Below are 26,586 nucleotides of genomic sequence, written 5' to 3'. Positions count from 1 at the left end.
GGTTTTTTTTGCCTGCGATCGGCGGCGCATGTCCGACATCAAGCTTAGCCACGCGCCGTGGCGGCCATCGAAAACAATTCTGGTCGACCGTGAAACTTTCCGGTGTCAGCCCCGGTCTTAACCAACGAGACCTCTGCGAGGTATCGCCCGCTTCCCCTCCCTGAGCGGGTTATCCTTTTAACCCGGCCACCCTTGGCCGGGTTTTTTTTGCCTGCGATTGGGCGTCGGCGCGTCTCACAGTGCGTGCCAGTCGGCCAGCAGGATGCGCAGCGCCGCCACGAAGGCCAGCGGCTGGTCCAGGAACAGGTGGTGGTAGGCCTCCGGGATGGCCGACACCGGGCCGCGGCGGTCCACCAGCTGGTGCACGTACTGGCGCACTTCGGGCGGAAACAGGGCACTTTTCTCGCCGTACAGGATGCCGATGCGACAGCGCAGCTGGCGCAGCTCCTCCGCCTGTTCGCCGACCTTGATGTGGGCCAGGCCGCGATCGTCGAACTTCCAGGTCCAGAAGCCATCGGGCGTTTCGATGATCGAATGCCGACCGATGTAGTCCAGGATGTAGGCGTTGTCGCAGGGCTGCTCCGGAATCAACCGAAAGCGCGCCAGGGCGCTGTCGAAATCCGGGTAGTCGCGGCGCGGCTGGCGCAGCGGGTTGCGGGCGGTGCCGGGGAACTGATAGCCCGGCGGGCGGATCGGCGAGTCGGCCATCACCAGGCCGCCGACCCGCTCCGGCTGGCTGGCGGCGGCGCGCAGGCATACCGCCCCGCCCAGGCTGTGGCCGACCAGGGTCACGTCCGGACCGAAGCCGGCCGCCTCGCACACGCCGATCGCCTCGGCGGCGAAATCGTCCAGCGAGTATTGCTCGCGCCGGCCGCTCTCGCCCATGCCGGACAGGTCCATGGCCGCCACGCGGTGATCGGTGGCCAGCCACGGCGCGATGAAGTCCCACCAGTGGTTGTGCGCACCGCCGCCGTGCACCAGCAGCAGCGGCGGGCCGGACTCGCCCCAGCGGCGGTAGTGAATGCTGCAGCCGGCGACCTGCACCCAGTGGGCGTCGGCCGGGGTGCCGACCGCCTCGCAGAACCAGTCGGGAGCGTCCGGTTGGGTCATTTCTTGTGGAACTTGCGAAACTCGGCCGGACGTTTTTCGTTGAAGGCGCGCACGCCTTCCTTCGATTCGTCGGTCTCGTAGTACAGCGCCAGCGCCTGCAGGCCCATGGATGCCTGACCGCGAATGTGCTCGCTGTCGGCGTTGAAGGAACGCTTGGCGATGGCCAGCGCGGTCGGGCTCTTGGCCATGATCTCGGCGCACCAGGCGGCCACTTCGGCGTCCAGTTCCTCGTGCGGCACCACCTTGTTGACTAAGCCCATGCGCTCGGCCTCGTCGGCCTTGTAGCGGCGGCACAGGTACCAGATCTCGCGCGCCTTCTTCTCGCCGACGGCGCGCGCCAGATAGGCGGTGCCGTAGCCTGGATCGACCGAGCCCATCTTGGGGCCGACCTGGCCGAACTGGGCCTTGTCCGAGGCGATGGTCAGGTCGCACAGCAGCGCCAGCACGTTGCCGCCGCCGATGGCGAAGCCCTGCACGCGGGCGATGACCGGCTTGGGCACGTCGCGGATGACGGTGTGCAGCTCCTCGACCGGCAGGCCGATGGTGCCGCGCCCGCCGTAGCTGCCGGCATGGGATTTCTGGTCGCCGCCGGTGCAGAACGCCTTGTCGCCAGCGCCGGTCAGCACGATGACGCCGATGTCCGGGTTCCAGCCGGCGCGCTGGAAGGCGTGGATGAGCTCTTCCACGGTCTGGGCGCGAAAGGCGTTGTAGACCTCCGGCCGGTTGATGGTGATGGTGGCGACGCCGTCCTGTTCGACGTAAAGAAGGTCTTGGTAGTCCACGAAATGGTTCCTGATGAGGGGTGAATTCAGCGGCCGGCGGCGCGCAGCTGCGTGCCGGTTCCGACCAGGCGCTTGAGAATGTCCGGCGGTGCGTAACGCGGCCCGACGCTGGCCGCCAGCGCCTCGCACTCGGCCACGAAGCGGTCCACGCCGATCGTGTCCACGTACGACAGCACGCCGCCGGCCCAGGCCGGGAAACCCCAGCCCAGCAGCGACGCCACGTCGGCGTCGGTCGTGCTCTCCACTACGCCTTCGGCCAGACAGCGCGCGGCCTCCACGGACTGGATGTGCAGCAGGCGCCGCTTCACGCTGCCCACGTCCGGCTGCCGGGCGGCGCGCGGGAAATGCTCGGCCAGACCCGGCCACAGGCGCCGCTGACCGTCCGCATAGTCGTAAAAGCCCTTGCCGGCCTTCTTGCCGACCCGGCCGAGTTTTTCCACGAACAACTCGATCACCGGCGCCGACACCGGCGGCGTGTAGCTCGGCCCAAGATCGGCGCGCGTCTGCACGATGATCTTGTGCACCAGGTCCAGCGCCACCTCGTCGGCCACCGCCAGCGGACCGAGCGGCATGCCGGTCTGGCGGCCGGCGTTTTCGATCAGTGCCGGGTTCACGCCCTCGGCCAGCAGGGCCATGCCTTCCTCGAAATAGGTCGCAAACACCCGGCTGGTGAAAAAGCCGCGGCTGTCGTTGACCACCACCGGCGTCTTGCCGATGCGCGCCACGAAATCGAGCGCCTGCGCCAGGCAGGTTTCGGAGGTCTGCCGGCCACGGATGACCTCGACCAGCGCCATGCGGTGCACCGGCGAGAAGAAATGCAGGCCGATGAAGTTGTCCGGCCGCGGCCAGTGCTCGGCCAGCCCGGAGATCGGCAGCGTGGATGTATTGGACGCGAACAGGATGTCGGGGCCGGTCGCCTCGGCGGTGCGGTGCGTGGCCTCGGCCTTGATGTCGCGCTGTTCGAACACCGCCTCGATGACGATGTCACAGCCAGTCAGCGCCGCGTAATCGACAGTCGGCGTGATGCGGGCCAGCGTCGCCTCACGGCCGGCGGCATCCAGCTTGCCGCGCTCGACCTCGCGCGTCAGCAGCTTGTCGCTGTGCACCTTGCCGCGCTCGGCCATTGCCGGTTCGCGGTCCAGCAGCACGGTGTCCAGGCCCGCCTTGGCACAGGCGTAGGCGATGCCGCTGCCCATCAGGCCGGCGCCCAGCACGCCGACCTTGCGGAATTCGGCCTTGGGCACGCCGGCCGGACGGCGCTTGAGCTTGCGGGCGTCGTTCAGGGCCAGGAAGCCGCTGCGGATCAGGTTTTCCGCCTGCACCGTCGCGGCCGTCACGCCGAAGTAGCGGCTCTCGATGTCGGTGCCGACTTCGATCGGCGAGGACATGCCCTCGTATACGCACGACAGGATGTTGATCGGCGCCGGGTAGTTGCCGGCGGTGCGCTCGTGCACCTTGGCGATGACCACCGACAGGAATTCCTGCACGCCCGGATCGCCGGGGTTGCCGCCGGGCACCCGAAAGCCCTTGCGATCCCAGGGCTGTTCGGCCTTGCCGCCGGCCAGAATCCAGGCCTTGGCCTTGTGCAGCAACTCAGCGGCCGGCACCACGGCATGGAGGATGCCCAGCTTGAGCGCATCGGCCACCGGCAGGCGCGTGCCTTCCACCAGCAGCGGCACCGCCGCGCGCACGCCGATCAGCCGCGGCAGGCGCTGCGTGCCACCGGCACCCGGCAATATGCCCAGCGTGACTTCCGGCAGGCCGATGCGGGTTTTAGGGCTGTCGGCGGCGATGCGGTAGTGGCAGGCCAGCGCCAGTTCCAGGCCGCCGCCCAGCGCCGTGCCGTTGATGGCCGCGACCATCGGCTTGCCGGCCGTCTCCAGGCGCCGAAACACGCGGTTGATGGCGCGGCTGCCGGCTTCGAGTCCCGCCACGCTGCGGTCGGCCAGGAAGTCATTGATGTCGGCGCCGGCGATGAAGTCGCTCTTGGCGCTGGTGACGACGATGCCCTTGACGGCCGGATCGGCCAGCGCCTTGTCCACGGCCGCCACGTAGGCAGTCGTCGCGGCATCGTTGAGGGTATTCACCGGCGAGCCGGGAACGTTCCAGGTGACGACGGCGATGCCGTCGCCGTCCACGCGGTAGTCGATCATCGCGCTCTCCTTACAGCCGTTCGATGATGGTGGCGGTGCCCATGCCGGCACCGATGCACAGCGTCACCAGACCCGTGCCCAGATTGCGCCGTTCGAGTTCGTCGAGCACGGTGGCGATCAGGATGGCGCCGGTGGCGCCCAGCGGGTGGCCCAGCGCAATGGCGCCGCCGTTGACGTTGATCTTGTCCATCGGCACGCCAACCACGTCGGCGAAGCGCAGCACCACCGCCGCGAAGGCCTCGTTGACCTCGTACAGGTCGATGTCGGCCGGGCTCATGCCGGCGCGCTTGAGCGCCTTTTGCGTGGCCGGCGCCGGGCCGGTCAGCATGATGGTCGGCTCGCTGCCGATGGAGGCGAAGCCCCGGATGCGCGCGCGCGGCTTCAGGCCAAGGCGCTCGCCGATTTCCTTGCTGCCGACCAGCACCGCCGCGGCGCCGTCGACGATGCCGGACGAGTTGCCGGCGTGGTGTACGTGCTCGATACGTTCGAGTTCCGGATAGCGCTGCAGCGCTACCGCGTCGAAGCCGTAATCGGCGCCGAGTTTCTCGAACGAGGCCGGCAGCTTGCCCAGGCTCTCCACGCTGGTGCCCGGCCGCCGGTGTTCGTCGTGATCCAGCAGCGCCACGCCATCGACCGCGTACACCGGCGTCACCGAGCGGGCGAAGCGCTTTTCTTCCCAGGCCTGCGCGGCGCGCGTCTGCGACTGCACGGCAAAGCGGTCCACGTCGGCGCGCGAGTAGCCGTAGAGGCTGGCGATCAGGTCGGCCGAGATGCCCTGCGGCACATAATGGCTGTGGAAGGCCACCTGCGGGTCGGCATACCAGGCACCGCCGGCCGACGACATCGGGATGCGCGACATGGATTCCACGCCGCCGCCGACTACCAGGTCCGACTGGCCGGCCATGACCTGCCCGGCAGCCATGTTGACCGCTTCCAGACCGGAGGCGCAGAAGCGGTTGACCTGCACGCCGGCCACCGTTTCGGCATAGCCGGCGTCGATGGCCGCCACGCGGGCGATGTTCGAGCCCTGCTCGCCGACCGGGCTGACCACGCCCAGGATCACGTCGTCGATGTTGGCGGTGTCCAGCTGCAGGCGCTCGCGCAGGGCGTTCAGCACCGTGGTGGCGAGGCGGATCGGCGGCACCTGGTGCAGCGCACCGTCGGGTTTGCCGCGCCCGCGCGGCGTGCGCACGGCGTCGTAGATAAAGGCTTCCGGCATGGCAGGTCTCCTCGCGGGGCGATATGGGAGCGCTGAACAAACCCATCCCCGGTTTCCACCGGGGCAGGCCTGGACTTCTCAGCACCCGCCGCCGGAAAAACCTTGTGGAGCGCAGCTTCGCTGCGCGATCATCGCCCGGCACAGCCGGGCTCCCACGGTTTTCCGGTGGCTTACGCGATCGATGGCTTGCAGCCATTGATCGCGACGTGCGTCCCCGCGCCGCCGAAAGCGCCAATGGAATCGACGGCTCGCAAGACGGGGCGGGACTGGCAGCAAATGTTCTCACAAACGGCCGCGTAACCGGTCACTCGTTAAGGTCAGGCCGGCGGCGTCGCAACTTGGCGGCGCCCTGGTGCTGCTTGCTTTCCAGGCGTCGCTCGCGCTGGGCGCGCGACGGCTTCGTCGAGCGCCGCGGCTTGGGCGCAGTCGCAGCCGCATCCAGCAGCGCAGCCAGGCGCGCCAACGCATCGGCGCGGTTGCGCTCCTGGGTGCGAAAGCGCTGGGCTTCGAGAATCAGCACCCCGTCGGCCGTCAGCCGCCGCCCGGCCAGGCGCGTCAGGCGCTCGCGCACGGCATCCGGCAGCTCGGTAAAGCCGCGCGTGTTGAAGCGCAGCTGCACGGCGCTGGACACCTTGTTCACGTTCTGCCCGCCGGGACCGCTGGCGCGGATGAACTGGAATTCGAGGTCGCGCGGATCGGGCGTGAGGTCCATGGGAAGGCTCGGTCGGCTGGGCAAGAGCCATTTTGCCTTGCCGGCGCAGTGCGTCGGTGCCGGCGATTCGGTTTAGCATCGCCGCATCAGGTCATCGCCCCGGTTCCCCCAATGAATCAGCCAGAGTCACCTTCCGCCGCGGCCGCGCAGTCGGTTTCGGACCGCATCCGCCAACGCCTGGAACGCGCTCGGGTGCGTTTTCACGCCAACGACAACATCGCCGCCTTCATCGAGCCGGGCGAGTTGCAGCTGCTGCAGGCCGAGGTCGAGGACAAGCTGGCGCAGGTGCTGCACAGCCTGGTGATCGACACCGACAGCGACCACAACACGCGCGAGACTGCCCGCCGGGTGGCCAAGATGTACCTGAATGAGGTCTTCAGCGGCCGCTACCGCGCGGCGCCGGATGTGACCGAGTTCCCGAACGTTGAGCGCCTGAACGAGCTGATGATCGTCGGGCCGATCACCATCCGCAGCGCCTGCTCGCATCATCTTTGCCCGATCATCGGCAAAGTGTGGATCGGCATCATGCCGAACGAACACTCCAATCTGATCGGCCTGTCCAAGTACGTGCGCCTGGCCGACTGGGTAATGAGCCGCCCGCAAATCCAGGAAGAGGCCGTCACGCGCCTGGCCGACCTGCTGCAGGAGCGCATGCAGCCGGACGGCCTGGCCATCGTCATGGAGGCGGATCATTTCTGCATGCAGTGGCGCGGCGTCAAGGACACGGATTCACAGATGATCAACAGCGTCATGCGCGGGGTATTCCTGACCGACGCCAGCCTGCGGCGCGAGTTCCTGGCCCTGCTGCGCCGCAACGGGTCCTGACCAGAGGTTCACCATGCTCGTTCGATTGCTCTATGCCAGCCGCGCCAGCGGCCCGGTGACCCAGGACACCCTGGACGCCATCCTGGCCGAATCCCGCCGCAACAACCCGGCCCTGGGCATTACCGGCATCCTGTGCCATGGCGGGGACGTTTACATGCAGGTACTGGAGGGCGGCCGGGAGGCCGTGAACACGCTCTACAACCGCATCGTGCGCGACGCCCGCCACGACCCGGTCACCCTGCTCCACTACCAGGAAATCACCGAGCGCCGCTTCGCCGGCTGGACCATGGGCCAGGTCAACCTGCACAAGGTCAACCCGTCGATCCTGCTCAAGTACTCCGAGAAGCCGCAGCTGGACCCGTTCGTCACGCCCGGCTGCGCGGCCATGGCGCTGCTGGAGGAACTGATGGCCACGGCGCAGATCGTCGGGCGGACGGGCTGAGGGGCGGCCTCCGGCCGGCAGCTTTCCTGACGCAGGCTGACGCCGTGGCGGCCGGACGGGTGCTTGCCGTACGCGGCAACAACGACGTACCGGGCAAGTGGCTGGGCGCTGCAGCCAATCTGGCCGCCCTGCCGGACCTGCTGGAAGTGCCCCCGCCCAGCGGCTCGCGGGTGGTGGAACACCGCCACCCACAGAACGCCGCCCGCCGCCATCTTCGCCTGCGCGCCGCTTAGCCCGGCGCCCGAGCCGTGCTCTACGGTCACAGCCAGCGCCTATTGCAAGAATGCGCCGCGGCGCCGTGGCCGCTCAATCCCGGTGCCGGCGGCCGCGCCCGCACCTTCGGCGGCCCTTCTGCCTGGTGCTGGAAGTTACCAGTAGTGCATGGCCGATTACGGCTTACCGCTTTCCAATCGGACCCAAACTGCGGCGCGAGTCCAAACGGCGGGTTCCGACTTGGTCGCCGTGGCCTCAGACAAAAAACGCCAGGTTCCCGGTGTGGAACACGTTGTGGTCGAAGTAGATGGTGCGGGCAGCCAGTTTGAGCTGGCCATCCACGCGGCGCAGTACGTCGTCACGGCGCGCGCTGACCAGTTGCGGCACCTGGTCGGTGGGCCGCGTGCGCACCACCAGGGCGTTGCTGACCACGCGGTAGTCGCCGGCTACCTGCCCGCGCCGTGCCCGCACGCTGGTCACGAAACGGCGCACGAACGTGTACGGGTTTTCCGCCACCGTGTTGAGGGCCTCTTTCTGCTGGTTGATGCGGATCTGCAGGCTGCCGATGGTCTCGTCCAGGTACGGATTTTCAAGACCAATCCGCCGTTCGCGTCCGCGCTCGTAAAAACCGCGCGGCGGGGCCACGTAGCGGATGTCCGGCGTCAGCATGGCCAGCCAGCCGTCGTAGTCGCGGCTGTCCAGGGCTTCCACTTCGTCGTCCAGAAACTCATGAATCTGGCGGTATTCGCGGTCGTCGACCGGCTCGCCGGTGGCGTGCTTTTCCATGCGCCGGCCCTCCTTCAGGCGGTGTTCATCAGGCGGTACCAGTGCCGCAGGATTTCGAACTCCCCGACCTCCGACCAGATGGTGGGGTAGACCTTGCCCGGCCCCGGATAGTCCGTGACCAGCTGGCCCCGGTAGTGCTGGACCATCTCGAAGCTGGCCGCCTCGCGCTGGGCCACGGCGCCACGCGTGGCGCAGCCGATGGACGCCCACACCTCGGCGTCGTCCTGGTCGAAGGTGCCGGCGAAACTGAACGTGCGCAGGCCGGAGCGCATGGTCATGGCCTTCCATTCCTCGCTGGCCTCTTTCTCGGCCAGGAACCAGCCCCAGATTTCGGTGCGGTCGGGCGCGATCGGCTGCCAGACGCGGATGTTCAGAAAGCAGGCTGGCGGCTGGGCAAGATCGGTGCGGCCGGGGCCTTCCACGGACGAGAAATTCGGGAAGATGGTCTGCACCCCGGCAAAATTGCGCGCCACGATTTTCACCTGCCCCGGCGACAGCGCCTGGTGGTACAGCGACACGCACTCGGGCGGGCGGCCCAGGAATTCCGGAATCGGCTCCGGCGACAGCGAGGTGGTGCCGTTATGACCGTTGCCCATGACGATGGCCGGGCCGTGTTCGAGCGCCTGGAACAGGGCCTCCTGCGCGCCTTCGAAGTCGCCGAAGGACAGGCGTGAGATCGGCCCGTGCACCTTGGTGGCGTGCGGCCCATCGGCGCCGAAATTGGCGGCGCCCAGTTTCCAGTTGCCGTTGACCACCCACTTGTGCGGCGGGCCGAGCACCACCATGCCGCCCGGCGTGCGCGCGTGGTACAGGTCCAGGTACCAGCGCGCGTCGCCCAAGTAGTCGCCCAGGCTGCCCAGCGCCTCGTTGAAGGTGGCGAATACCAGCCCGGCGTAGCTGTCCACGCGTGCCTCGACCAGGCGCTGCTTGTGCTGCGTGTCCAGGCCCTCGTAGAGCCCCGCCGCGTGGCAGGTGGCCAGCAGCCGACCGGTGTTCTCGTAGGTCCAGCCGTGGTACGGGCACACGTAACTGGGCGCGTTGCCGGCCTCGCTGCGCAGGATCAGCGCGCCCCGGTGCGGGCACATGTTCAGGAACACGCGCAGCTTGCCGTGGTTGTCGCGCACCAGGATGACCGGGTCCTGGCTCATCTGGCGCGTCACGTAGTCGCCGTTGCGCGGCACTTCCGATTCGTGCCCCACGTACAGCCAGGCGCGACCGAAAACGCGCTCCTGCTCGATGCGGAACACGTCCTGGTCGGCGTAGGCCTTCATGCTGACCAGGCCGCGCTGTTCGTCGACCAGCGCCGCCAGATCGAGTCCGCTGTTTGCCATTGCATCCCCTCCGTGGGCTGCGGCGCGCGGCCTCTTGCATGCCGGCACAACCGCGAGTTGCCAAACGCCCGTTCATGTTAGTCCAGTCCGCCCGGTGCCGGCAGCCATGCCTGGCCATCGCCGATGTTGGATCAGCCGTAGACTTCCCCGCCGCGACCGGCTGGCGGGTCGGATTGGTCCGGGCTCGATCGTTCGGTGCTCGTGAGAGGAGAAACGGTATGGACACCCTTCGCTACTGCACCAGCCTGCTGGTCATCGCCATCGCCACGGCGGGTCTTGCCGTGGGCGGCATCGGCGCCTGGACCGGCGTCGGCCTGTTTCTGCTGCTGGCACTGCTGGACAGCGCCCTGCCGCGCGACTATCGGCGCCGCAACATCCACTACCCCGCCATGGTCCGCGCCTTGCCGTACCTGCACTATCCGGCGCTGCTGGCGTTCTGGATGGTGTTTGGATGGCAGCTTGGCAGCGGCGCCATCGGCGGCTGGCACATTCTGGGCGGGGTGCTGTCGGTGGGCGTGTGGAACGGCCTGATTGGCCTTGCCACGGCGCACGAGCTGATGCACGGCAAGACGCTGCTGGCCCGCACCGGGGCGGACCTGATCGGCACCTGCTACGGCATTCCGATTACCGACCTTGGGCACGTGCACGTGCACCACATTCATCTGGACACGCCGCTGGATGGCGACACGCCCAGGCGCGGCGAGTCGTTGTATCGCTTCGTGCTGCGCTCGGTGGTGGCGCAGATCGGCGCCACGTTCGAGCTTGAATTCGCGTACCTGAAAAAAATCGGCAAATCGCCGTGGTCGCCGCGTGGCAGGCTGTTCTGGGGCGTGATGTTCGAGCTTGGCTTTGCGGCCGGCTTCGTTTATCTGGCCGGCTGGATCGGCCTGCCGATTCTGCTGCTGACCTGGGTGCTCGGCTTCACGGTGATGGCGGACTACAACTACGTGCAGCACTACGGCCTGGTGCGGGTGCCGGGCGCCCCCATCAGGCCCCACCACGCCTGGAACCACCTGCGGCCGTTAAGCCGCGTGCTGGCGTACGAAATCACCACCCATTCCGAGCACCACCTGAACGCGGACGTGAGCTACGTGTCGCTGACGCCGATGCCGGACGCGCCGCAGATGCCAAGCCTGCTGGTGTGCTTTCTGGCCAGCACCGTGCCGCCGCTGTGGGACCGGCTGATTGCCAGGCCGCGCCTGCAGTACTGGGACCGGCATTTCGCCTCGGCCGAGGAAAAGGAGCTGGCACGGCAGGCCAACCAGGCCGCCGGCTGGGCAGCCTGAGCGCGCGGGCAGCCGACAAGGCTGGGGAACCGCTGAAGTATTCGCCGCTTCCCGCAGCGCAGGGATGCGCTCGCTGAGAAATCCAGGATGGATTTATTCAGCGTTTCCATCGGCAGCCCAGTCCCGCTGATCCCGGGCAAGCGGTCGCAGTGGCGCCGTGTCGACCTGCTTCAGGTCCGCTTGCGGCACGATGAGCGACCCGGCCCGCACCGCCTGGGTCTGCGGCCCCAGACCCGGAATCGGCCTGCCGGCCTGATTGTCGCGGGCGGCGTCCAGCAACAACCGGCGGGTGACGATGATGCCGTCATCGCTGGACACCAGATGTTCCAGCGTGCGGTCGGCGATGCGGCCCTGGCTTTCCTGCACTGCCGTGTCCTGCATGGCGAAGCTGGGGATGCCGGTGAAATTGTCGCCACCGCGCTGCGCCGCCCGGTCCAGGTGGTAGTCGTTGCCCCGGTTGGCGGCGCTCTGGTGTGTGCCGGGCACGAATTCCACGTGCAGGCCGCCGCCGCGGCGCATCGCCTCGCGCTCCGCCTCGCCCAGCGGCTTGTCGACGTAGTAGTTCACCGCCCACGACCAGCAGTTGTGGTCGTCCAGCGGCACCCAGGCCTGGGCGTTCAGGGTCAGGTCGCCAGTCGGCGCGATGATGTTGAAACAGGGCATCAGGAACTGCGTGATGCGCCAGTAGTAGAGCCCCTCGCCGGCCATCCGCCGCGCGCCCAGCAACAGCCCACCGGCCGTGCGCACGCTGTCATAGCGCGGGTTGCGATCGGCGGCGATGATGCCCAGGATGCTCGAATCGGTGCCGGCCCGGCCCGTGCCCAGCACCGGGTCGCTGCTGATGGTGCCCCGGTGCAGCCACGACAGGTGGCTGGAATCCAGGCCGCCTTCCATGGTTTGCAGGTAGTTGCACTCCTGCAGGCGGCGGGTCACGAACAGGTTGTACGGCGGCAGGGTGGCCCATTCGAGTTCCGGCGGCGCGGGCATCAGTTCCGGTGGCCCCATGTAGACCCACACCACGCCACCGCGCTCCAGGGTCGGGTAGGCCTGCACGCGGATCTGTTCCCGGGCGCGGCTGACCGCCGGTTCGGACGGAATGTCCAGGCACTGTCCGTCGGCGTCGAACTTCCAGCCGTGGTAGGCGCAGCGGATGCCGCCGTCTTCACAGCGGCCGAAATACAGCGATGCCTGCCGGTGCGGGCAGGCTTCCTGCAGGATGGCGGACCGGCCGCTGCTGTCCCGAATGGCAATCAGTCGCTCGCCCAGCAGCGGCACGCGCACCGGCGGGCAATCCGGGTGCGGCAGTTCATCGCAGGTCAGCGCCGGCAGCCAGTAGCGCCGGAACAGCTCGCCCATGGGTGTGCCCGCGTCGGTGCGCGTGAGCAGATCGTTTTCTTCGCGGCGCATGGTCACCTCCGGCGCGCGTCAGTCACGGCCCGGACCGGCGCGGATGCCCGGCGCGGCCGGCTACGCCGGGCCGGCCGCGGTCTCCTGAAAATACGGCAGCACCTCGCGCGCGATCGCCTCCATGTTGCGGCGCGTCATGTCGGCCGGCAGGGTGCCGAACTGGGTCTTGACCAGCACGGTGTTGAAACCGGCCAGCTCCTGATAGGCAGCCAGGCGCTCGCGCACCGTGCTCGGGCTGCCGATGATGATGACGCCGGCGTCGTTGAGCGAGCGCACGGTCTGCGGCTTGCCGATCATGTCCGGCTGGATGTGCCGGAACGACTCCAGCGACGTGTAGCCGGGCGGCAGCAGCATCTCCAGCGGCATGCGCAGGAACTCGTTCTGGATCGCCTCGGCGTGCGGACCGGCCTCGCGCAGCGCCTGCTCGTCGGTCTCGGCCACGTAGATAGTGGTCGACCAGGCGCACTGGTCCCAGGTTGCGGCGTAACCGACCTTGTCGGCTTCTTCCCGGTACTTGTTGAAAAAACCGGCCACGGTCTTGATGGCGCCCAGCGTCTGGCAGTAGGTGTAGCGGTGGCGGGCCGCCCAGGCGATGGTCTCGGCCGAGCCCTGCGAGGGCACCCACACCGGCGGGTGCGGGTCCTGGTAGGGCCGCGGCCAAAGGTTCACGTACTTGTAGTGGTAGTACTCGCCGTCGAACTCGAACGGCCCGGGCTCGGTCCAGGCGCGGATGATCAGGTCGTGGGCTTCCTGAAAACGCGCCAGCGACTCGGCCGGATTGACGCCCGTGGAGTGGTACTCGGCGCCGATGCCGCGCACGAAGCCGGCGATGAAGCGACCGTGGCAGATGTTGTCCAGCATCGCGAATTCTTCGGCGATGTTCAGCGGGTTGTTCACCAGCGGCAGGGCGCGGCCCAGGATGGCGATCTTCGCCCGCTTGACGCTGCGCGCCAGGGCGCCTGCCATGACGCCGGGCACCGGCATCAGGCCGTACGGGGTCTGGTGGTGCTCGTTGACGCATACGCCGTCGAAGCCGAGCCGGTCGGCGTATTCGAGTTCGTCCAGGTACCGGTTGTAGAGCGCCGCGCCGACCTTCGGATCGTAATGGCGGTTCGGGAACGTGACCCAGGCGCTGCCGTGTTCGCGGATCAGGCTGACATCCATGTCCGCGTAGGGCATGAGGTGAAAATTGAAGAACTTCATGCCCTGCCCTCCTGCGTGCACACCTCGTTCACGAACTGCGTCACCGCCTGCGCGCACGGCTGCGGCTGCTCGATCGGCGGCAGGTGGCCGCAGCCGGGCAGTGCCGTGAGCCGCGCGCCCGGAATCAGGCGTTGGTATTCCTGCCCAATGCGCAGCGGGAACAGGCGGTCGTGCTCGCCCCACACCACGTGCGTGGGCACGCGGATGCGGTGCAGCCACTGCGGCAAGTACGGATCGTAGGACCGCGGCTGCCACACGAGGCGCGCGGTGGTGAAGCGGTTCTTGAGCTGGCGCTCGCGCTCCTCGGGCGGCACCTCCAACGCCAGCAGCTGATCGGCGACGGCCTGATCGTGGATCAGCGCCCGCAGGCTCTGCTCCGGGTTGCCCATGAAGTTGTCGACCCGCGCCACACCGTGCACGTGCACGCCGGCGGCGGAAATCAGCGTCAGGGATTTGATGCGCGAGCAGTCCTTGATGGCCAGCGCCGCAGCGGTCCAGCCGCCCAGGCTGTGGCCGACCAGGTGCACGCCGGTCAGATCCAGCTCCTGCAGCACGTCCAGGTAGTAATAGGCCAGATCCTCGACGCGCCTGAGCCAGGCCGGCGTGTCCGAATCGCCAAAGCCGGGGTGTTCGGGCGCCCGCAGGTCGAAATCCCGCGCCAGCAGGTCCATGAACGGCAGCCACTGGCTGGCGCCGCCCGCGCCGTGCAGGAACAGCACCGTTTCGGCGCCCGGCTGCGGTGGGCCGCCCTGCATCAGCTTCACCCGCACGCCGGCCAGCGTGCGCATCGCCTCGGTATGACTCATCGCTCCTCCTGCCCGCTTATGGTGCGGGTTCGTGTGCGGCCTGATCCGTCATGCCTGGGATTACAAGACCCGGCGCTTGCCTGCTTGCCGGTGGCTACCCCGCGGTCGGGGATCTCGGTTCAGCCGGTGCGCTGCGTGCCTGGCAGCCAGTCAATCGGTGGTCACAACGTACGGATGCTCGGTCTTGCCGTAGCGACCGATGATGCCGGCCACATAGTGGCGCGTTTCGGCATACGGCGGCAGGCCGCCATGGCGTGCAACGGCGCCCTCGCCGGCGTTGTAGCCGGCGAGGGCCAGGCGCACGTCGCCCCGGAACTGCCCCAGCAGCCAGCTCAGGTAGGCCATGCCGCCACGCAGGTTCTGTTCGGCATCCCAGGGATCTTGCACGCCAAAGCGCCGCGCGGTCGCCGGGATCAGCTGCATCAGGCCCTGCGCGTTCTTGGGCGAGCGGGCGTCGGTGCGAAAGGCCGACTCGGCGGCCACCACCTGCTTGACAAGCGCCGGATCGAGCGCGTATTGCGGCGCCAGGCGATCGATGAGTTGCTCGACCGCCTGCCGGCCGGGGCCAATCAGGATCGGCCGGCTGGCCACGGTCGGAACGATCAGCGTCGGTGCCACGTACTTGCGCGGACCGCGCCGTGCGGCATGGTTGGCCGCCGCATAGCCGGGCGTGGTCAACACCCGGTCACTGAACACCGTGTGCCCGCCCGGCGTGCGATACATGAACAGCTCGGCGCGCGGCGCCTGGCACGCGCACAGCCCGAGCATGAGCATCCACAAGCGCCACATAAGACCTGCCGCCGCCTCCCGCTGGACGAAACCGCAACCACGCGCGACTCGGTCAAGCATAACCGTGCTGCGCCGATAATGCGGCAAACGTACTATCGTCCGGCAATGCCATACAGTTGAGCCAACGGCCATGACCGAGCCCGTGCAGCCCGAAGCCGACGACCCACGCGCCGTCCTGCGCCCGCAAGGCGCCGCCGAGTGCACCCTGGTGGCGCAGCGCCTGATGGAAGCAGCGCGCGAGCGGGTACGCATCCTGCCGCAGCGCGCCGACCTGCGCTATCTGACCGACGACGCGGTGATCGGCGCCCTGCGCACATTGTTGCTGCGCAACCGGCGCGCACGCCTGGAAATCCTGGTGCCGGCGGATGTGGCACGCGACGACCAGGGACGCCCCCTGTGGAACCTGGCGCAGCGCCTGACCAGCTCGGTCGCCGTGCACCGCCTGGCCGACGAGGATGCCCAGGTGGGCGAAGCCTGGTTCACCGTCGACGAACGTGGATATCTGCAACGTCCGCAGCCGGAGCGTCTGGCGGCCCAGGCGAGCCTGGAGCAACCGGCGCGGGCCAGGGACCTGAACCTGCGCTTCGCCGCCCTGTGGCTGCACAGCGAACCGGACCCGGACCTGCGCCGGCTCGGCCTGTGAGGCGGCTGCGCGCCCTGCTGCCGCTGATTGCCGTCGCGCTGCTGCCGGCCGGCGCGCCGGCCCGCCCGCAACTGGCGACCATCCCGCTGCAGCAGCGCCCCGCGGCCGAAATGGCGCAGGTGCTGCAACCCCTGCTCGGGCCGCAGGAAAGCGTCACCGGCGACGGTTTTACGCTGATCCTGAACGTGGAACCGGCGCGCCTGGAGCAGCTGCGCGCCACCGTGGCCGAGCTGGACCGCGCGCCGCGCCAGCTGCGCATCACCGTGCGCCAGCAACTGTTTGCCGAGGACCGCATGAACGCCGCCGGCGTCAGCGCCGATGTTGGCGATGAGCAGGCGCGGGTCGTCGTCAGCCCGTCGGATGCCGGCAGCGGCGCCCTGGCGCGCTACCGCGGCATCGGCGAGTACGGCACCGATCCGCAGGGCCGCCAGTACGAATCCGGCGAGCAGACCGTGCTGGCGCAAGAAGGCCGCCCGGCGCGCATCGCGGTCGGCCTGATCGCCCCCTTCGACAGCGTCTGCGAGGACAGTTACGGCGGCCGCCGCATGTGCACGGAATACCGCGAGGTGAGCAGCGGCTTCGAGGTGCTGGCCCGGCTCGGCGCCGGCGGCGTGACGCTCGATATATCGCCGCAGTCGCAGCAACTGGCCGAAGCCGGCGTGGTGGCGTTCCAGGTCGCCCAGACGCAGCTGCACGGGCCGCTCGGGCAGTGGCTGGAGCTGGGCGGCGAGGTCACCACCTCGGGCGAAAGCGAACGCGGCGTGCTAGCGTCTACGGCCCGAACCGGCCGCAGCGCGCGGCGCATCGCCATCAAAGTGGAGCTCGCACCGTGACCCGCCGCATGCACCCTGCCCGGCTCCTGCCGCTGTTCCTGTTGCTGCTGGGCGGCGCCGCCCAGGCCGGCGACATCTACCGCTGGACCGACGCCCAGGGCCGCACGCATTACGGCGACCGGCCGCCGGCCAGCGGCGCGGAAAAAATCGTCGAGCCACCGCCGCCCAGCGATCTGTCGCCGGACGAAGCCAACGCCAAACTCGAAGCCATCCGCGCCCAAAGCGAAAAGGCCGCCGAGGAACGTGCCCTGGCCAAGGAAGCGCAAGCCAAGACCGCGGCCGAGCAAAAACAGCGCGCCGCCGAGTGCGCCGCCGCACGCCGGCAGCACGATGCCATGCAGGCGGCGCAGCGCATCCGCGACGCCGATGGCAACTGGTACACGGGTGAGCAGCGGCTGCAGAAAATGCGCGATCTGGAAGCCGCCATCCGCAAACATTGCGGCGGCACGCCGGCGCAATGAGCCCGCCCTGGCGGGCACTGGCCGAGCTGGTGGGGGATCTGCTGCGCCTGCGGCGTGGGCCGCAGGACGTGCCCTACTCGCCCACCCTGTTGCTGCTGGCGCTCATTCCCTACGCCCTGCTGGGCAGCGCACTGGCCGCGTTTGCCATGCCGGCGTCGCGAGCCCTGCTTTACGGTCCCACCGAAGCGGCCCTGATGGCGCTGCTGGTCTATGTGTCCCTCGCCGTCCGCCGCCGGCCGGCCCGGTTCGTGCAGACGCTGACCGCACTGCTGCTGGTCGGGGTGGCGTTCAACGCCCTGTCGCTGCCGCTGACCGCCCTGGCGCGGCCGGAAAACGGCCTCGGCCTGCTGATTCTGGCGCTGGTGGCGTGGAGCTTTGCGGTGTCGGTGCACATCCTGCGCCTGGCGCTGGACATTCCGGTGCCCGGCAGCGTGCTGGTCAATCTGGGCTTCTTCTTCGCCGCCTACTTCGGGCTCGGCCACCTGTTCGGACTGCTTTCCTGATGCACCTGCACATTCTTGGTATCGGCGGCACCTTCATGGGCGGCCTGGCGCAGCTGGCCAAGGCACTGGGCCACCGAGTCAGCGGCTGCGACAGCGGCGTCTACTCGCCGATGCGCGAGCAACTCGACGCCGCCGGCATCGCCTGGCAGGAGGGCTACGATCCGGCGCAGCTCACGCCCCGGCCGGACCTGTGCGTGATCGGCAACGCCCTGTCGCGCGGCAACCCGCTGGTCGAGCACATCCTGAACACCGACCTGCCCTACATCTCAGGCCCGCAGTGGCTGGGCGAGCAGGTGCTGGCCGGCCGGCACGTGCTGGCGGTGGCCGGCACGCACGGCAAGACCACCACCGCCAGCCTGCTGGCGTGGATTCTGGATCGGGCCGGCCTCACGCCGGGCTTTCTGATCGGTGGCGTACCGCAGAACTTCGGCGTCTCGGCGCGTCTTGGCAGCGGGCCGTTCGTGGTGGAAGCGGACGAGTACGACACGGCCTTTTTCGACAAGCGCGCCAAGTTCCTGCACTACCGGCCGCGCACGGCGGTGCTGAACAACCTCGAATTCGACCACGCCGACATCTACCCGGACCTGGCCGCCATCGAGTGGCAGTTCCACCAGCTGCTGCGCGGCGTGCCGGGGAACGGGCGGCTGATCGTGAACGCCGCCGACGCCAACCTGGCGCGGCTTCTGGAGCGCGGCTGCTGGACACCGGTGACACGCTTCGGGCCCAGCGGCGACTGGCAGGCCACGCCGCTCACACCGGACGCCAGCCGCTTCGAGCTGACCGTGGCCGGCGCGCGCATCGGCAGCGGCGAATGGTCGCTGGCCGGCGTGCACAATCTGCACAACGCGCTGGCAGCGCTGGCGGCGGCTGCCGAAGTGGGCGTGAGCCCGGCCCAGGGTCTGGCGACGCTGGCCGGCTTCAGGAACGTGCGCCGGCGCCTTGAAGTGGTGGCGCAGGAAGGCGGCGTCACCGTCTACGACGACTTCGCCCACCACCCGACGGCGATTGCCGCCACGGTGGCGGCGCTGCGCGGCCGGGTCGGCGCCGCGCGCATCCTGGCGGTGGTCGACCTGCGCTCGAACTCCATGCGCGCCGGCGCCCACCGGGCGGGGCTGGCCGCGGCGCTGGCGGATGCCGATCTGGCGCTGCTGCACTGCGCCCAGCCTCTGGCCTGGGCCATCGACGAGGTGCTGCGCGAGCTGCCCCGCGGCGGCGGCTTTTTCCGTACCGGCGACGCACTGGTCGATACGCTTGCAAAGGCCGCCCGGCCGGGCGATCACGTGCTGCTGATGAGCAATGGCGCCTTCGGCGGCGTGCATGCCACACTCGCGGCGCGGCTCAAAAACCCATCCGGCGGGGGATCCTGACGTGCCAGAACTGCAAACCTTCGCGTTGCCGGTGTTCCCGCTGGGCAGCGTGCTGTACCCGGGCGGCCTGCTGCCGCTGCGCATCTTCGAGCCGCGCTATCTGGCGATGGTGCGCGAGTGCCTGCGCGAGCAGCGCGGCTTTGCCGTGTGCCTGATCAGCGAGGGTCGCGAAACCGGCCAGGCGGCGCGCTTTCATCCCATCGGCACGCTGGCCCGTATCGAGGATCACGACCAGGATGCCGCCGGCATGATGCACATCACCGTGCGCGGCGAGCAGCGCGTGCAGGTGGTGGCGAGCAGCGTGCGCATCGATCAGCTGGTCATGGGCCAGGCGCTGCGCCTGGAGGCGGAACCGGCCACCGGCATCGCCGAGCGTCACCGGCCGCTGCTGGACCTGCTGCGCCACGCGATGGAGGAGTACGACCCCGACTTTGGCCGCGCCGAGGAACTGATGGACGCCAGCTGGGTCGGGTTTCGGCTGGCCGAACTGCTGCCGCTGCCGCCGGCACGGCGCCAGTGGTTACTGGAACTGACCAACCCTACGCTGCGCCTGGAAGCGCTGGCACAGTTCATCGAGGAACTGCGCGCCGGCGACGAAATGCAGCGCTGATCGGCGCCCGACCGAGGCCGGCGGCATCACTCGATCGGCACCTGCAGCGTGCCGAGCATCAGCTCATCGAGGCGTACCGGCATCGCGGCGGTCAAGCGCTCGACGTATTCGGCGCGCCGCCGGCGCTGTTCCTGCGCCCGCAGCGCGCTGACGATGTCGGCGCGCGCCTCGTCCAGGGAAAGATCGCGCGCCGCCTGACGCTCGGTCAGTTTCAGGATGTGCCAGCCGTCGGCGACCGGCACCGGATCGCTGATCGCCCCCACCGCCATGGCGGTCACCGTCTCGCGAAATTCCGGACGCAGCATCGGCTCGCTCACCCAACCGACCTCGCCGCCACGGGCGGCGCTTTCGGCGTGGCGCGAGTGCTCGCGTGCCAGGTCGGCGAAGTCGGCCTTGGCCAGGCGGGCTTCCTGCGCCAGCTCACGCGCGCGCCGCGCCGCGTCGGCATCGTCCGGCCGTCCGGCCACAAAGATCTGCGACAGGCGATAGCGCGGCGCGGCCCTAAACCGCTCGCGGTTGGCCTCATACGTGGCGACCACCAGCTCCTGCGGCGGGTAATCGTCAGCAACGGCACTCATGGCGTCCAGGTGCGCCTGCACCAGCTCCAGGTCGGCCGCCTGACGCATGCGCTCCCGCACCGCCGGCTCTGCGGCCTGCGGCGAGCGCCTGGCGGTTTCCACCAGCGCCCGCCACTGCACCTCGCGCCGCATGGCATCGGCAAGCGCCTGCGGTTGTTCGGCCAGCTGCTTGCGGGTCGCCGCCGGCAGGGCCGCCAGCAGGCTCTGCGCTTCGGCCTGCGTCAGCCGGGCATCACCAGCCTGCGCCAGGACCGCCGAGCTGCCCATCAGGGCACGCGCCACGAATCCGGCCACCAGCAACAAGGCCACCGCACCCGCCACCGTCGGCAGGCTTCGTCTGTCACGCGTCATGAGGAAATCCGAAAAAGCTTCACCACAAATGCCAGGCGCCCTGCGTCAGCACCCAGGCCGCCAGCAGCGCGTTGGTCAGCGCATGCGCCAGCACCGGGATCCACAGGCTGCCGGTATGCCGATACAGCCAGCCGTAGACCAGCCCGGCCGCGAATCCGGCCACAATGAGCTGATGCATGCTGGCGAACAGCGCCGCCTGGATCAGAAACGCCCGCCGGTCCACGGCGCGCGGATCGACTGCCGCAAAGTCCGGCCGCACCAGCCAGCGCATGAGAAAACTGCGAAAGAACAGCTCCTCGGCCAGCGGCGCCACGATCACGGCGCCGGCGATGCGCGCGGCGAACTGCCACCGGGCCGTGTCGTCGGCCGCGAAGGGGGAGACCTGCGGCGCGCCAAGACTCGCCCAGTCCTGATCCAGCGCCAGCCACAGCGCCAGCACCAGCCCACCGGCGGCGACGCCCAGCGCCACACCGCGCCAGTACGGCGCGCGATGCAGATCGACACAACGCCGCCACATCACAGCGAGGACCAGCAGCGTCACGCCGGTGCGAACGGCGTACCAGTCGCGCGGGTCGACACCCGCACGCTGTGCCAGTGGCGCTGCCGCCAGCAGCCCGACGAACACCGCGAACGGCAACACCCACGGCAGCGGCCGCGCCCAGGGCGGCCCCACGACCGACGCCACCGTCACTGCGCAGCAGGTGCGGCGACGCGCTGGTCGTCCAGCGCAAAACGGTAGTCCTGCACGATGTTCTCGAGCTCCACGCGCTTGAGGCCGGTAAACGGCTCGGCGGCCTTGAGTGTGGACCACACACCCTTGCGCTCGTAACGATCCAGCAGCTCGTTGCCGATCTCGAACAGGCGCAGGTTGTGCCCGACCAGTTCGTCCACGCGCGCCCGGCACTGCGCCAGATCGCCATCCAGCGCCTCGCCTCGGGCGCGTGCCTGCGTCAGCGCCGCGCTGGTGGCCGACTGTTCGCCGCGCAGCCCGCCGATTGCCGTCTGCGCTTCGCCCAGACGCGCGCGCAGGGCCTCGTTCTGGGCCTGGAAGGCCGCCAGTGCCTCGCGCAGTCGAGCCGCCTCCTGCTCGGCGCCGTCCACCTTGGCCTGCGCGGCGTCACGCTCCTGCCGGGCTTTTTCCAGATCGGCCTTCATGCGCGCGGCGTCGGCCTTCAGGGCATCGCGCTCGGCCGATATCTGTTGCAGCAGCGCCTGCACCTGGGCGCCGGCCGCCCCGCTGGCCGGGCGGCGCACCGCCTCCGCCTGCGCCGGCAGGCTGGCCGCCAGCAGCAGGGTCGTCATCAGCAGCCCACATCGCCGGATCATGCGCATGTCCTCCGCTGCCGGCGCGTCAGAAGCGCGTGTTCAGGTCGAGCTGCAGCACGTCGATACCCAGCGGCGGGCCATCGATCTCGTCCGCGCTCAGGTAGCGCATCGTCAGCCAGGTGTTGCGCGCCAGGCCGTAGTCGCCGCCCAGAATCCAGCCCTTGGCATCGGTGCCGCCCAGATGGAAATCCGAATCGGTGAAGGCATCCAGCACCGCGTCGCGTTCCAGGTGCTTGTAGCCGCCGAACACGCGCCAGCGGCCGGCAGCCGTCACCTGCGGCCAGCCAACGCTGGCCATGAACTGATAGCCGTTGATCTTCGCCTCGATGGGCTGGCCGATGCGCGCTGCGACCTCGTCCTCGTCGAAACCGACGTTGCGCACAAAATCGCCGGTCAGGATCACGTGATACGGCGCGAACCGGGCAATGTCGTATTGCACCGTCAGATCCAGCAGGTGGTAGTCGGACGCCAACGCGAACAACTGCGACTGCGGGTCGGCGTCGTTGCGGATGTCGTACAGCGTGTTGCCCTTTTGCAGGTACTCGGGCGCCGTATAGTCGAACTCGATGCCGTCAAGGTCGTTTCGCCGACCGACGACGTGGCTGAAATGGTAGTAGGCGAGGCCGGCCTTCAGACGGGACTGGTCGGCGAAGGCCAGATCGAGACCGAGCTGACCACCGAACAGCCATTTGTCCTTTGAGGACAGTTCCTCTTCCTGCAGCGGAAAGGCACCAGCGGTCAGGAACACGCCACGCGCTGGCTGTCCAGAGCCGACGAAGTCGTGCCGCAGCGTGGCGGCGGCGCCCTCGAAACCAAGATCACCGTCCCACACCAGGTCCGTCGACAGCCAGGGACTGTCGAAACGCCCGCCCCAGGCGGTCAGCCAGGGCGTGGCGCCGGCCGCCTGGTAGCGCAGGAAGGCCTGGTCGAGCACTGTCTCGTAGCGGTTGCCGGTGTTGCCCAGGGTCTGGTTGGTCGACACCGGATCGCGGGTGTTGCCGGTGCCCAGGCGAAACCCGGCCAGCAGGCTGTCAGTGATGGTCACGTCCAGCCCCAGACGCGCGCGGGCACGCAACCGGTCGCGGTCCTCGGAAGTGTTCAGCAGACCGTCCGCGCCGGCATCGGCCAGCCCGCCGGCGTTGTTGATTTCGAGAAAGTCGAAATAGGCGAACTGCGCGTTGCCGTCGGCGAAGCGGTCGCTCTGCCCGCGCAGGCGCAGGTCGCCCTTGAACTTCAGGCGCGCCACCCAGTCCGGCAGCGCCGCCGGCACGCCCCATTGCTCCTGACGGGCGCGGTCAATCACGTCCTGCGCCACCTCCTGGCGCAGCTCGTCGCGCACCTGGGCGCGAATCTCGTCCTTCACGATCTGCGGCACGTAGGTCACGCGTACCTCGCCGGGCCTGGCCGGCGGGGCCTGCTGGGCCTGCGCCGCGACGGTGCGCGCAGCGTCGGCTTCGGCCTTTTTGATCATGCCGTCGGCCGCCTCGCGACTGAGCACGCCCTGCTCGACCAGCGCACCGATCAGGCCGGTGACCGTCGCGCGCAGCTTTTCAAGGTCGGCGCGCTCGTCCGCAGCCGCGACACCCGTCAAGGCCAGCAGCGTAATCCCCGTCGCCAATCGCCGTGCACGCAACATAGGCGTCGGCCGCATCGAATTCATGTGTCCTCCGGAAATTGAACCCAGCGCCGGCCGGGCATGTGCCCGGCGCAGACGGCAAATCACACCGACCCGACGCGCAGGCGCACCACGCGGCGCACACCGGCCGGCAACGGATCGGACAGGCGCACGCCGCCCAGGCGGGCCTCCAGCAGCCGATCGACCTCGCGATCGCCGGTGCTGCTCAGCAACTCCACCCGCAGCACCGACCCATCCGGCGCCAGCTCGATGCGCACCGGCACCCGAAAGCGCTTGCGCCGCAGTGTCTCGTCGTTGCTCAGCGCAGCCGTCAGCACCCGATCCAGCTCGCCGCGCAGCCAGGCTTCGCCATCACCGCCACCGCTTTGCAACAGGTCGCGCCCGCCCTTGCGGGCGGCCAGACCGAAGCCATCGCCGCCGGCACCACCCTCGGCATCCACGCCCAGCGCCTCACCCGGCGGTGGCTCGTTGGCCGCCTCGGGAACGTCTTCCGGCACCGCTTCCGGTTCCGGGATGTCCACCTCTTCCTTCACTTCCGGCGGGGGTGGTTGTTCCTTGGGCGGCGGCGGCGGAGGCGGCGGCTTGATCAGCGTCACCTCCTGCGGCCGGCGCGGATCGGGGGCCGGCGCCTGCGACAGCAGACTGCGCACGATCAGCCCCAGACCGATGATCACCGCCAGCGCCACGGCAAGGGGCAGCAGCTTTCTCAGCACGGATTTCATGCCGAACGCAGCATCGTATTGCCGGCCGACGGATCGGCCGCAGGCAGCGCCCCGGTGGGAGCGGCGCCCGCGCCGCGAATCCTCGACTCAGGCATTCGGCCCGAAGCCGGCCGCCCACAACGCAACGGCGCCCGACACGAGGACAAGCCACCAGCCACGCCTACTTGACCAGGCGCTGGGTCACCAGGCCGAGCTGGGAGATTTCCAGCCGCCCCAGCAGGTCCAGCACGTCCACCACCTGCTGGTACTGGATGCTGGCGTCGGCCTTGACCACCACCGGCAGCGCCGGGTTGGCCGCCTTGTAGCCGCGCAGGGTGGTTTCCAGCTCGGCCAGCGTGACCGGGTAGGTGTCCAGATAGATCGTTCCGTCGGCCGTGATCGAGATGGCCTTGGTCTGGTTCTGGCCCAGGCTCGGCGTGGCGCTGGCCTTGGGCAGGTTGACCTGGATGCCCTGCACCGCCGCCGTGGTCATGATGATGAAGATGATGAGCAGCACATACGTGAGATCGAGCATCGGCACGATGTTGATGTCGTCGTAGGGCTTGCCTTCTTCCTGGACCTGCATGGCGAATCTCCCTTATGCCGTGTGCTGCTCGGCGATGCCCGCCACCAGCTCGTCCACGAACACGCGCAGGTCCGTGGTCGTGTCGCGGATCAGGGTGCCGAGGTAGTTGTAGCCAAACAGGGCCGGGATGGCGACCACCAGGCCCGCCACCGTGGCCACCAGGGCGGCGGCGATGCCCGGCGCGATCGAGTTGACGTTCACCTCGCCCGATGCGGCGATGGCGGCGAAGGTGATCATCACGCCCACCACGGTACCCAGCAGGCCCAGGAAGGGCCCGCCGGAAATGGCGATTGTCAGCAGCACCATGCCGGCGTTCAGGCGCTGCTGCTCACGCGCTGCGGACGCGTCGATGCGCGTGCGCAGCGCCTCCAGGGCCTGCGGCGACAGACCCGTCGCCTGCGCACCGGCACTGCGGTGCAGGCGCCCGGTCAGCTCCTGCACGCCGGCCACGCAAACCCGGTGCAGGGGCGAGCCGGCGAACTCGGTGCGCGCCGCCAGAGCCGTCAGATCGCCGTCGCCTATGCTGCGAAAGCTTTCCAGGAACTTCGCATTGGCCCGCCGCACGGTGCTCAGAAAGCGCGCCTTGCTGGCCATGACCACCCAGGAGATTGCCGACATCACGCTGAGCAGACCGATGATGATCCAGCCATCCAGCGTCACGTTCTGCAACACCACGCCGATGTACGAGCCATGCCCTTCGGCGGCTTCGCCGGACTCGTCCTCGCCGTAACTGATCAGACTCGCCGCGGTGCCCTGCGTGAGGGCCAGCAGGCGCAGATAACCCGCGTCACGCGCCACCCGGGCCAGGCCGAACTCGTCGATGTCCGCCGCCAGGCCGGCCAGACCCGCCGCCTGCGCCAACGGACCGGCGCCGAGCACCAGATCGCCGGCGATCGGCTTGAGCTCTACCGCCGCGCTGCCCGCCGGCGCGCCATCGACGTACAACGTCGCCGTGCCGGCATCCACGGTCAGCGCCAGGTGGTGCCACTCGCCGGCTGACAGCGGTGCGGCGGCGCGCGCCTCGACCGCGCCGATCCGTGCCAGCGGTACGCCGTCGGCCAGGCTCAGCAGCAACGGCTGCTCGGCAATGCCCAGTTCCAGCACGGCGCCGCTGGCGACCGCATCGGGCCGGATCCACAGGCTGACCGTCAGCCCCTTGGCCGGGTCGATCGCCAACGAGGCCGAACCGGGCACGCGCAGCGTCTCGCTGCCGGTGAAGCGCAGACCGCCGCCGATCAGACTGGCAGCCACTGCCTGCGCGCCCGACTCGGCCGCGTGATTGGCGTTGGCGGTGCTGTCACGCGGCGCGCCCTGCGCCTCGCCGAAATGAAACACCAGCGCCTGTTCGGCATCGTAAGTGCCAGCCGCGTCATCACCGGCGGGCGCCGCCGCGTTGCCGTAATAAAGATAGGCGCTGGCCGGCGCACCGGCCGCCAGCTGCGGCATGCGCACCCACAGCAGACCCATGCCGGTGACCGGGTCATAGCGTTCGATGTGGTACTTCAGCGGCGTCGTGTCGTCGCCCGCCAGCAGGCGCAGGTCCGCGCCGTCCGGTTTGGTATCGGCAAAAAAACCGAAATTGCCGGCGTGCAGACGCAGCAGCACCGGCAGGTCGCTGGCCGCAAGACCGGCTTCCTCGGCCGGCGGCTGCACCGTCAGGGGCTTTCGAAACTGCCAGTCCGGCTGCCACCAGGCATGGGCCAGCGGCGGCACCAGCAGCGCCACGGTCAGTAACAAACGGGCACAAGAAAAACGCAACATGGGCGGACAATCCGTGACAGGCGATCGGAAAAACAGGGGCCGTCGTTCGCGGCGCGGGCGCCGCTCCCATAGTGGTGGATGTGGGAGGCCCGCCCTCGGGCCGAACAGCCAAAGCCGAAACCGTGGGAGGCCCGCCCCCGGGCCGAACGAAGCGGCTGACCCGTCC

28 protein-coding genes are annotated in these 26,586 nt (G+C 69.1%); 10 read left to right on the top strand and 18 right to left on the bottom strand.

Translation table 11 applies throughout. The features are described from left to right. Window positions 1-234: 234 nt before the first annotated feature. From PG2T_RS14080 to arfB, 5 genes are all read right to left on the bottom strand, one after another. Window positions 235-1,110 (bottom strand): alpha/beta fold hydrolase, encoded by an 876-nt coding sequence (locus PG2T_RS14080; RefSeq protein ID WP_068806882.1) that lies wholly within the window; start codon window positions 1,108-1,110, stop codon window positions 235-237. Next, window positions 1,107-1,892, bottom strand: coding sequence for an enoyl-CoA hydratase-related protein (locus tag PG2T_RS14075; protein WP_068806880.1), 786 nt, complete (start codon window positions 1,890-1,892; stop codon window positions 1,107-1,109). Before PG2T_RS14075 ends, PG2T_RS14080 begins: the two co-directional genes overlap by 4 nt. Window positions 1,893-1,918: 26 nt before the next feature. Then, the gene (locus PG2T_RS14070) at window positions 1,919-4,045 is read right to left on the bottom strand and encodes a 3-hydroxyacyl-CoA dehydrogenase NAD-binding domain-containing protein (RefSeq protein ID WP_068806876.1); all 2,127 of its coding nucleotides are present in this window, start codon (window positions 4,043-4,045) and stop codon (window positions 1,919-1,921) included. A gap of 10 nt (window positions 4,046-4,055) precedes the next feature. Continuing rightward, window positions 4,056-5,264 (bottom strand): acetyl-CoA C-acetyltransferase, encoded by a 1,209-nt coding sequence (locus PG2T_RS14065; RefSeq protein ID WP_068806874.1) that lies wholly within the window; start codon window positions 5,262-5,264, stop codon window positions 4,056-4,058. Window positions 5,265-5,568: 304 nt separating this feature from the next. Further along, window positions 5,569-5,976: an alternative ribosome rescue aminoacyl-tRNA hydrolase ArfB gene (arfB, locus tag PG2T_RS14060; protein ID WP_068806869.1), complete on the bottom strand. Its 408-nt coding sequence runs from the start codon at window positions 5,974-5,976 to the stop codon at window positions 5,569-5,571. Window positions 5,977-6,087: 111 nt separating this feature from the next. Here arfB and folE point away from each other — a divergent pair, with 111 nt between their 5' ends. From folE to PG2T_RS14045, 3 genes are read left to right on the top strand one after another with little or no spacing between them, the layout of a single operon-like run. Next, window positions 6,088-6,801 (top strand): GTP cyclohydrolase I, encoded by a 714-nt coding sequence (gene folE, locus PG2T_RS14055; protein ID WP_068806867.1) that lies wholly within the window; start codon window positions 6,088-6,090, stop codon window positions 6,799-6,801. A gap of 13 nt (window positions 6,802-6,814) precedes the next feature. Continuing rightward, entirely contained in the window at window positions 6,815-7,243 is a 429-nt protein-coding gene (locus PG2T_RS14050; protein ID WP_068806864.1) for a BLUF domain-containing protein, read from the top strand. 44 nt (window positions 7,244-7,287) lie between these two features. Then, entirely contained in the window at window positions 7,288-7,476 is a 189-nt protein-coding gene (locus PG2T_RS14045) for a hypothetical protein (RefSeq protein WP_068806860.1), read from the top strand. A 235-nt stretch (window positions 7,477-7,711) separates the two neighbouring features. Here the strand turns inward: PG2T_RS14045 and PG2T_RS16295 are convergent, their stop codons facing one another. Both PG2T_RS16295 and PG2T_RS14035 read right to left on the bottom strand, forming a co-directional pair. Beyond that, complete coding sequence (locus PG2T_RS16295; protein WP_068806857.1) at window positions 7,712-8,242, bottom strand: aromatic-ring-hydroxylating dioxygenase subunit beta; 531 nt, start codon at window positions 8,240-8,242, stop codon at window positions 7,712-7,714. A gap of 14 nt (window positions 8,243-8,256) precedes the next feature. Further along, the gene (locus PG2T_RS14035; protein ID WP_068806854.1) at window positions 8,257-9,573 is read right to left on the bottom strand and encodes an aromatic ring-hydroxylating oxygenase subunit alpha; all 1,317 of its coding nucleotides are present in this window, start codon (window positions 9,571-9,573) and stop codon (window positions 8,257-8,259) included. A 218-nt stretch (window positions 9,574-9,791) separates the two neighbouring features. Here PG2T_RS14035 and PG2T_RS14030 point away from each other — a divergent pair, with 218 nt between their 5' ends. Further along, entirely contained in the window at window positions 9,792-10,859 is a 1,068-nt protein-coding gene (locus tag PG2T_RS14030; protein WP_068806852.1) for an alkane 1-monooxygenase, read from the top strand. A gap of 93 nt (window positions 10,860-10,952) precedes the next feature. Here the strand turns inward: PG2T_RS14030 and PG2T_RS14025 are convergent, their stop codons facing one another. The 4 genes from PG2T_RS14025 to PG2T_RS15845 all read right to left on the bottom strand — a co-directional run bounded on the left by PG2T_RS14025 (window position 10,953) and on the right by PG2T_RS15845 (window position 15,049). Further along, window positions 10,953-12,266: a Rieske 2Fe-2S domain-containing protein gene (locus PG2T_RS14025; protein ID WP_068806849.1), complete on the bottom strand. Its 1,314-nt coding sequence runs from the start codon at window positions 12,264-12,266 to the stop codon at window positions 10,953-10,955. A 60-nt stretch (window positions 12,267-12,326) separates the two neighbouring features. Continuing rightward, window positions 12,327-13,469 carry an LLM class flavin-dependent oxidoreductase gene (locus tag PG2T_RS14020; protein WP_068806846.1) on the bottom strand — a complete coding sequence of 381 codons (1,143 nt, stop codon included), beginning with the start codon at window positions 13,467-13,469 and terminating at the stop codon, window positions 12,327-12,329. After that, window positions 13,466-14,275 (bottom strand): alpha/beta fold hydrolase, encoded by an 810-nt coding sequence (locus tag PG2T_RS14015; RefSeq protein ID WP_068806842.1) that lies wholly within the window; start codon window positions 14,273-14,275, stop codon window positions 13,466-13,468. The genes PG2T_RS14020 and PG2T_RS14015 overlap by 4 nt, the downstream gene beginning before the upstream one ends. A 150-nt stretch (window positions 14,276-14,425) precedes the next feature. Beyond that, window positions 14,426-15,049, bottom strand: a complete 624-nt coding sequence (locus PG2T_RS15845) for a lytic transglycosylase domain-containing protein (RefSeq protein ID WP_236953264.1) — start codon at window positions 15,047-15,049, stop codon at window positions 14,426-14,428. A 145-nt stretch (window positions 15,050-15,194) separates the two neighbouring features. Here PG2T_RS15845 and PG2T_RS14005 point away from each other — a divergent pair, with 145 nt between their 5' ends. Genes PG2T_RS14005 through PG2T_RS13980 form a run of 6 tightly spaced genes read left to right on the top strand, consistent with a single transcriptional unit; the run spans window position 15,195 to window position 19,481 of the window. Beyond that, window positions 15,195-15,707, top strand: coding sequence for a DUF7931 domain-containing protein (locus tag PG2T_RS14005; RefSeq protein WP_068806839.1), 513 nt, complete (start codon window positions 15,195-15,197; stop codon window positions 15,705-15,707). After that, window positions 15,704-16,540 (top strand): secretin N-terminal domain-containing protein, encoded by an 837-nt coding sequence (locus tag PG2T_RS14000; RefSeq protein ID WP_068806836.1) that lies wholly within the window; start codon window positions 15,704-15,706, stop codon window positions 16,538-16,540. Before PG2T_RS14005 ends, PG2T_RS14000 begins: the two co-directional genes overlap by 4 nt. After that, on the top strand, window positions 16,537-17,001 hold the full coding sequence (locus PG2T_RS13995; RefSeq protein ID WP_068806834.1) for a DUF4124 domain-containing protein: 465 nt from the start codon (window positions 16,537-16,539) through the stop codon (window positions 16,999-17,001). Before PG2T_RS14000 ends, PG2T_RS13995 begins: the two co-directional genes overlap by 4 nt. Then, window positions 16,998-17,504: a hypothetical protein gene (locus tag PG2T_RS13990; protein ID WP_068806831.1), complete on the top strand. Its 507-nt coding sequence runs from the start codon at window positions 16,998-17,000 to the stop codon at window positions 17,502-17,504. The genes PG2T_RS13995 and PG2T_RS13990 overlap by 4 nt, the downstream gene beginning before the upstream one ends. After that, window positions 17,504-18,871: a UDP-N-acetylmuramate:L-alanyl-gamma-D-glutamyl-meso-diaminopimelate ligase gene (gene mpl, locus PG2T_RS13985; RefSeq protein WP_068806828.1), complete on the top strand. Its 1,368-nt coding sequence runs from the start codon at window positions 17,504-17,506 to the stop codon at window positions 18,869-18,871. Before PG2T_RS13990 ends, mpl begins: the two co-directional genes overlap by 1 nt. A 1-nt stretch (window position 18,872) precedes the next feature. Beyond that, window positions 18,873-19,481 (top strand): LON peptidase substrate-binding domain-containing protein, encoded by a 609-nt coding sequence (locus PG2T_RS13980; protein WP_202816357.1) that lies wholly within the window; start codon window positions 18,873-18,875, stop codon window positions 19,479-19,481. 26 nt (window positions 19,482-19,507) lie between these two features. On the opposite strand, the gene PG2T_RS13975 is transcribed toward PG2T_RS13980, so the two are convergent. The 7 genes from PG2T_RS13975 to PG2T_RS13945 all read right to left on the bottom strand — a co-directional run bounded on the left by PG2T_RS13975 (window position 19,508) and on the right by PG2T_RS13945 (window position 26,420). Next, window positions 19,508-20,410 carry a peptidylprolyl isomerase gene (locus tag PG2T_RS13975; protein WP_068806825.1) on the bottom strand — a complete coding sequence of 301 codons (903 nt, stop codon included), beginning with the start codon at window positions 20,408-20,410 and terminating at the stop codon, window positions 19,508-19,510. Between the two features lie 19 nt (window positions 20,411-20,429). Next, window positions 20,430-21,095 (bottom strand): CAAX prenyl protease-related protein, encoded by a 666-nt coding sequence (locus PG2T_RS13970; RefSeq protein ID WP_158513211.1) that lies wholly within the window; start codon window positions 21,093-21,095, stop codon window positions 20,430-20,432. Window positions 21,096-21,097: 2 nt separating this feature from the next. Next, complete coding sequence (locus PG2T_RS16290) at window positions 21,098-21,736, bottom strand: hypothetical protein (protein ID WP_068806822.1); 639 nt, start codon at window positions 21,734-21,736, stop codon at window positions 21,098-21,100. Window positions 21,737-21,761: 25 nt separating this feature from the next. Beyond that, window positions 21,762-23,327 (bottom strand): putative porin, encoded by a 1,566-nt coding sequence (locus tag PG2T_RS13960; RefSeq protein WP_202816356.1) that lies wholly within the window; start codon window positions 23,325-23,327, stop codon window positions 21,762-21,764. Between the two features lie 128 nt (window positions 23,328-23,455). Beyond that, complete coding sequence (locus tag PG2T_RS13955; protein ID WP_068806816.1) at window positions 23,456-24,094, bottom strand: energy transducer TonB; 639 nt, start codon at window positions 24,092-24,094, stop codon at window positions 23,456-23,458. 160 nt (window positions 24,095-24,254) lie between these two features. Further along, window positions 24,255-24,659 carry an ExbD/TolR family protein gene (locus PG2T_RS13950; protein WP_068806813.1) on the bottom strand — a complete coding sequence of 135 codons (405 nt, stop codon included), beginning with the start codon at window positions 24,657-24,659 and terminating at the stop codon, window positions 24,255-24,257. Window positions 24,660-24,671: 12 nt separating this feature from the next. Then, complete coding sequence (locus PG2T_RS13945; protein WP_068806810.1) at window positions 24,672-26,420, bottom strand: DUF2341 domain-containing protein; 1,749 nt, start codon at window positions 26,418-26,420, stop codon at window positions 24,672-24,674. Window positions 26,421-26,586 lie beyond the last annotated feature (166 nt).

This window comes from Immundisolibacter cernigliae, from assembly GCF_001697225.1.
Lineage (GTDB): Bacteria > Pseudomonadota > Gammaproteobacteria > Immundisolibacterales > Immundisolibacteraceae > Immundisolibacter > Immundisolibacter cernigliae.
The sequence above is the reverse complement of the archived record's forward strand: the minus strand, read 5'-3'. Positions and strand labels throughout refer to the sequence as shown.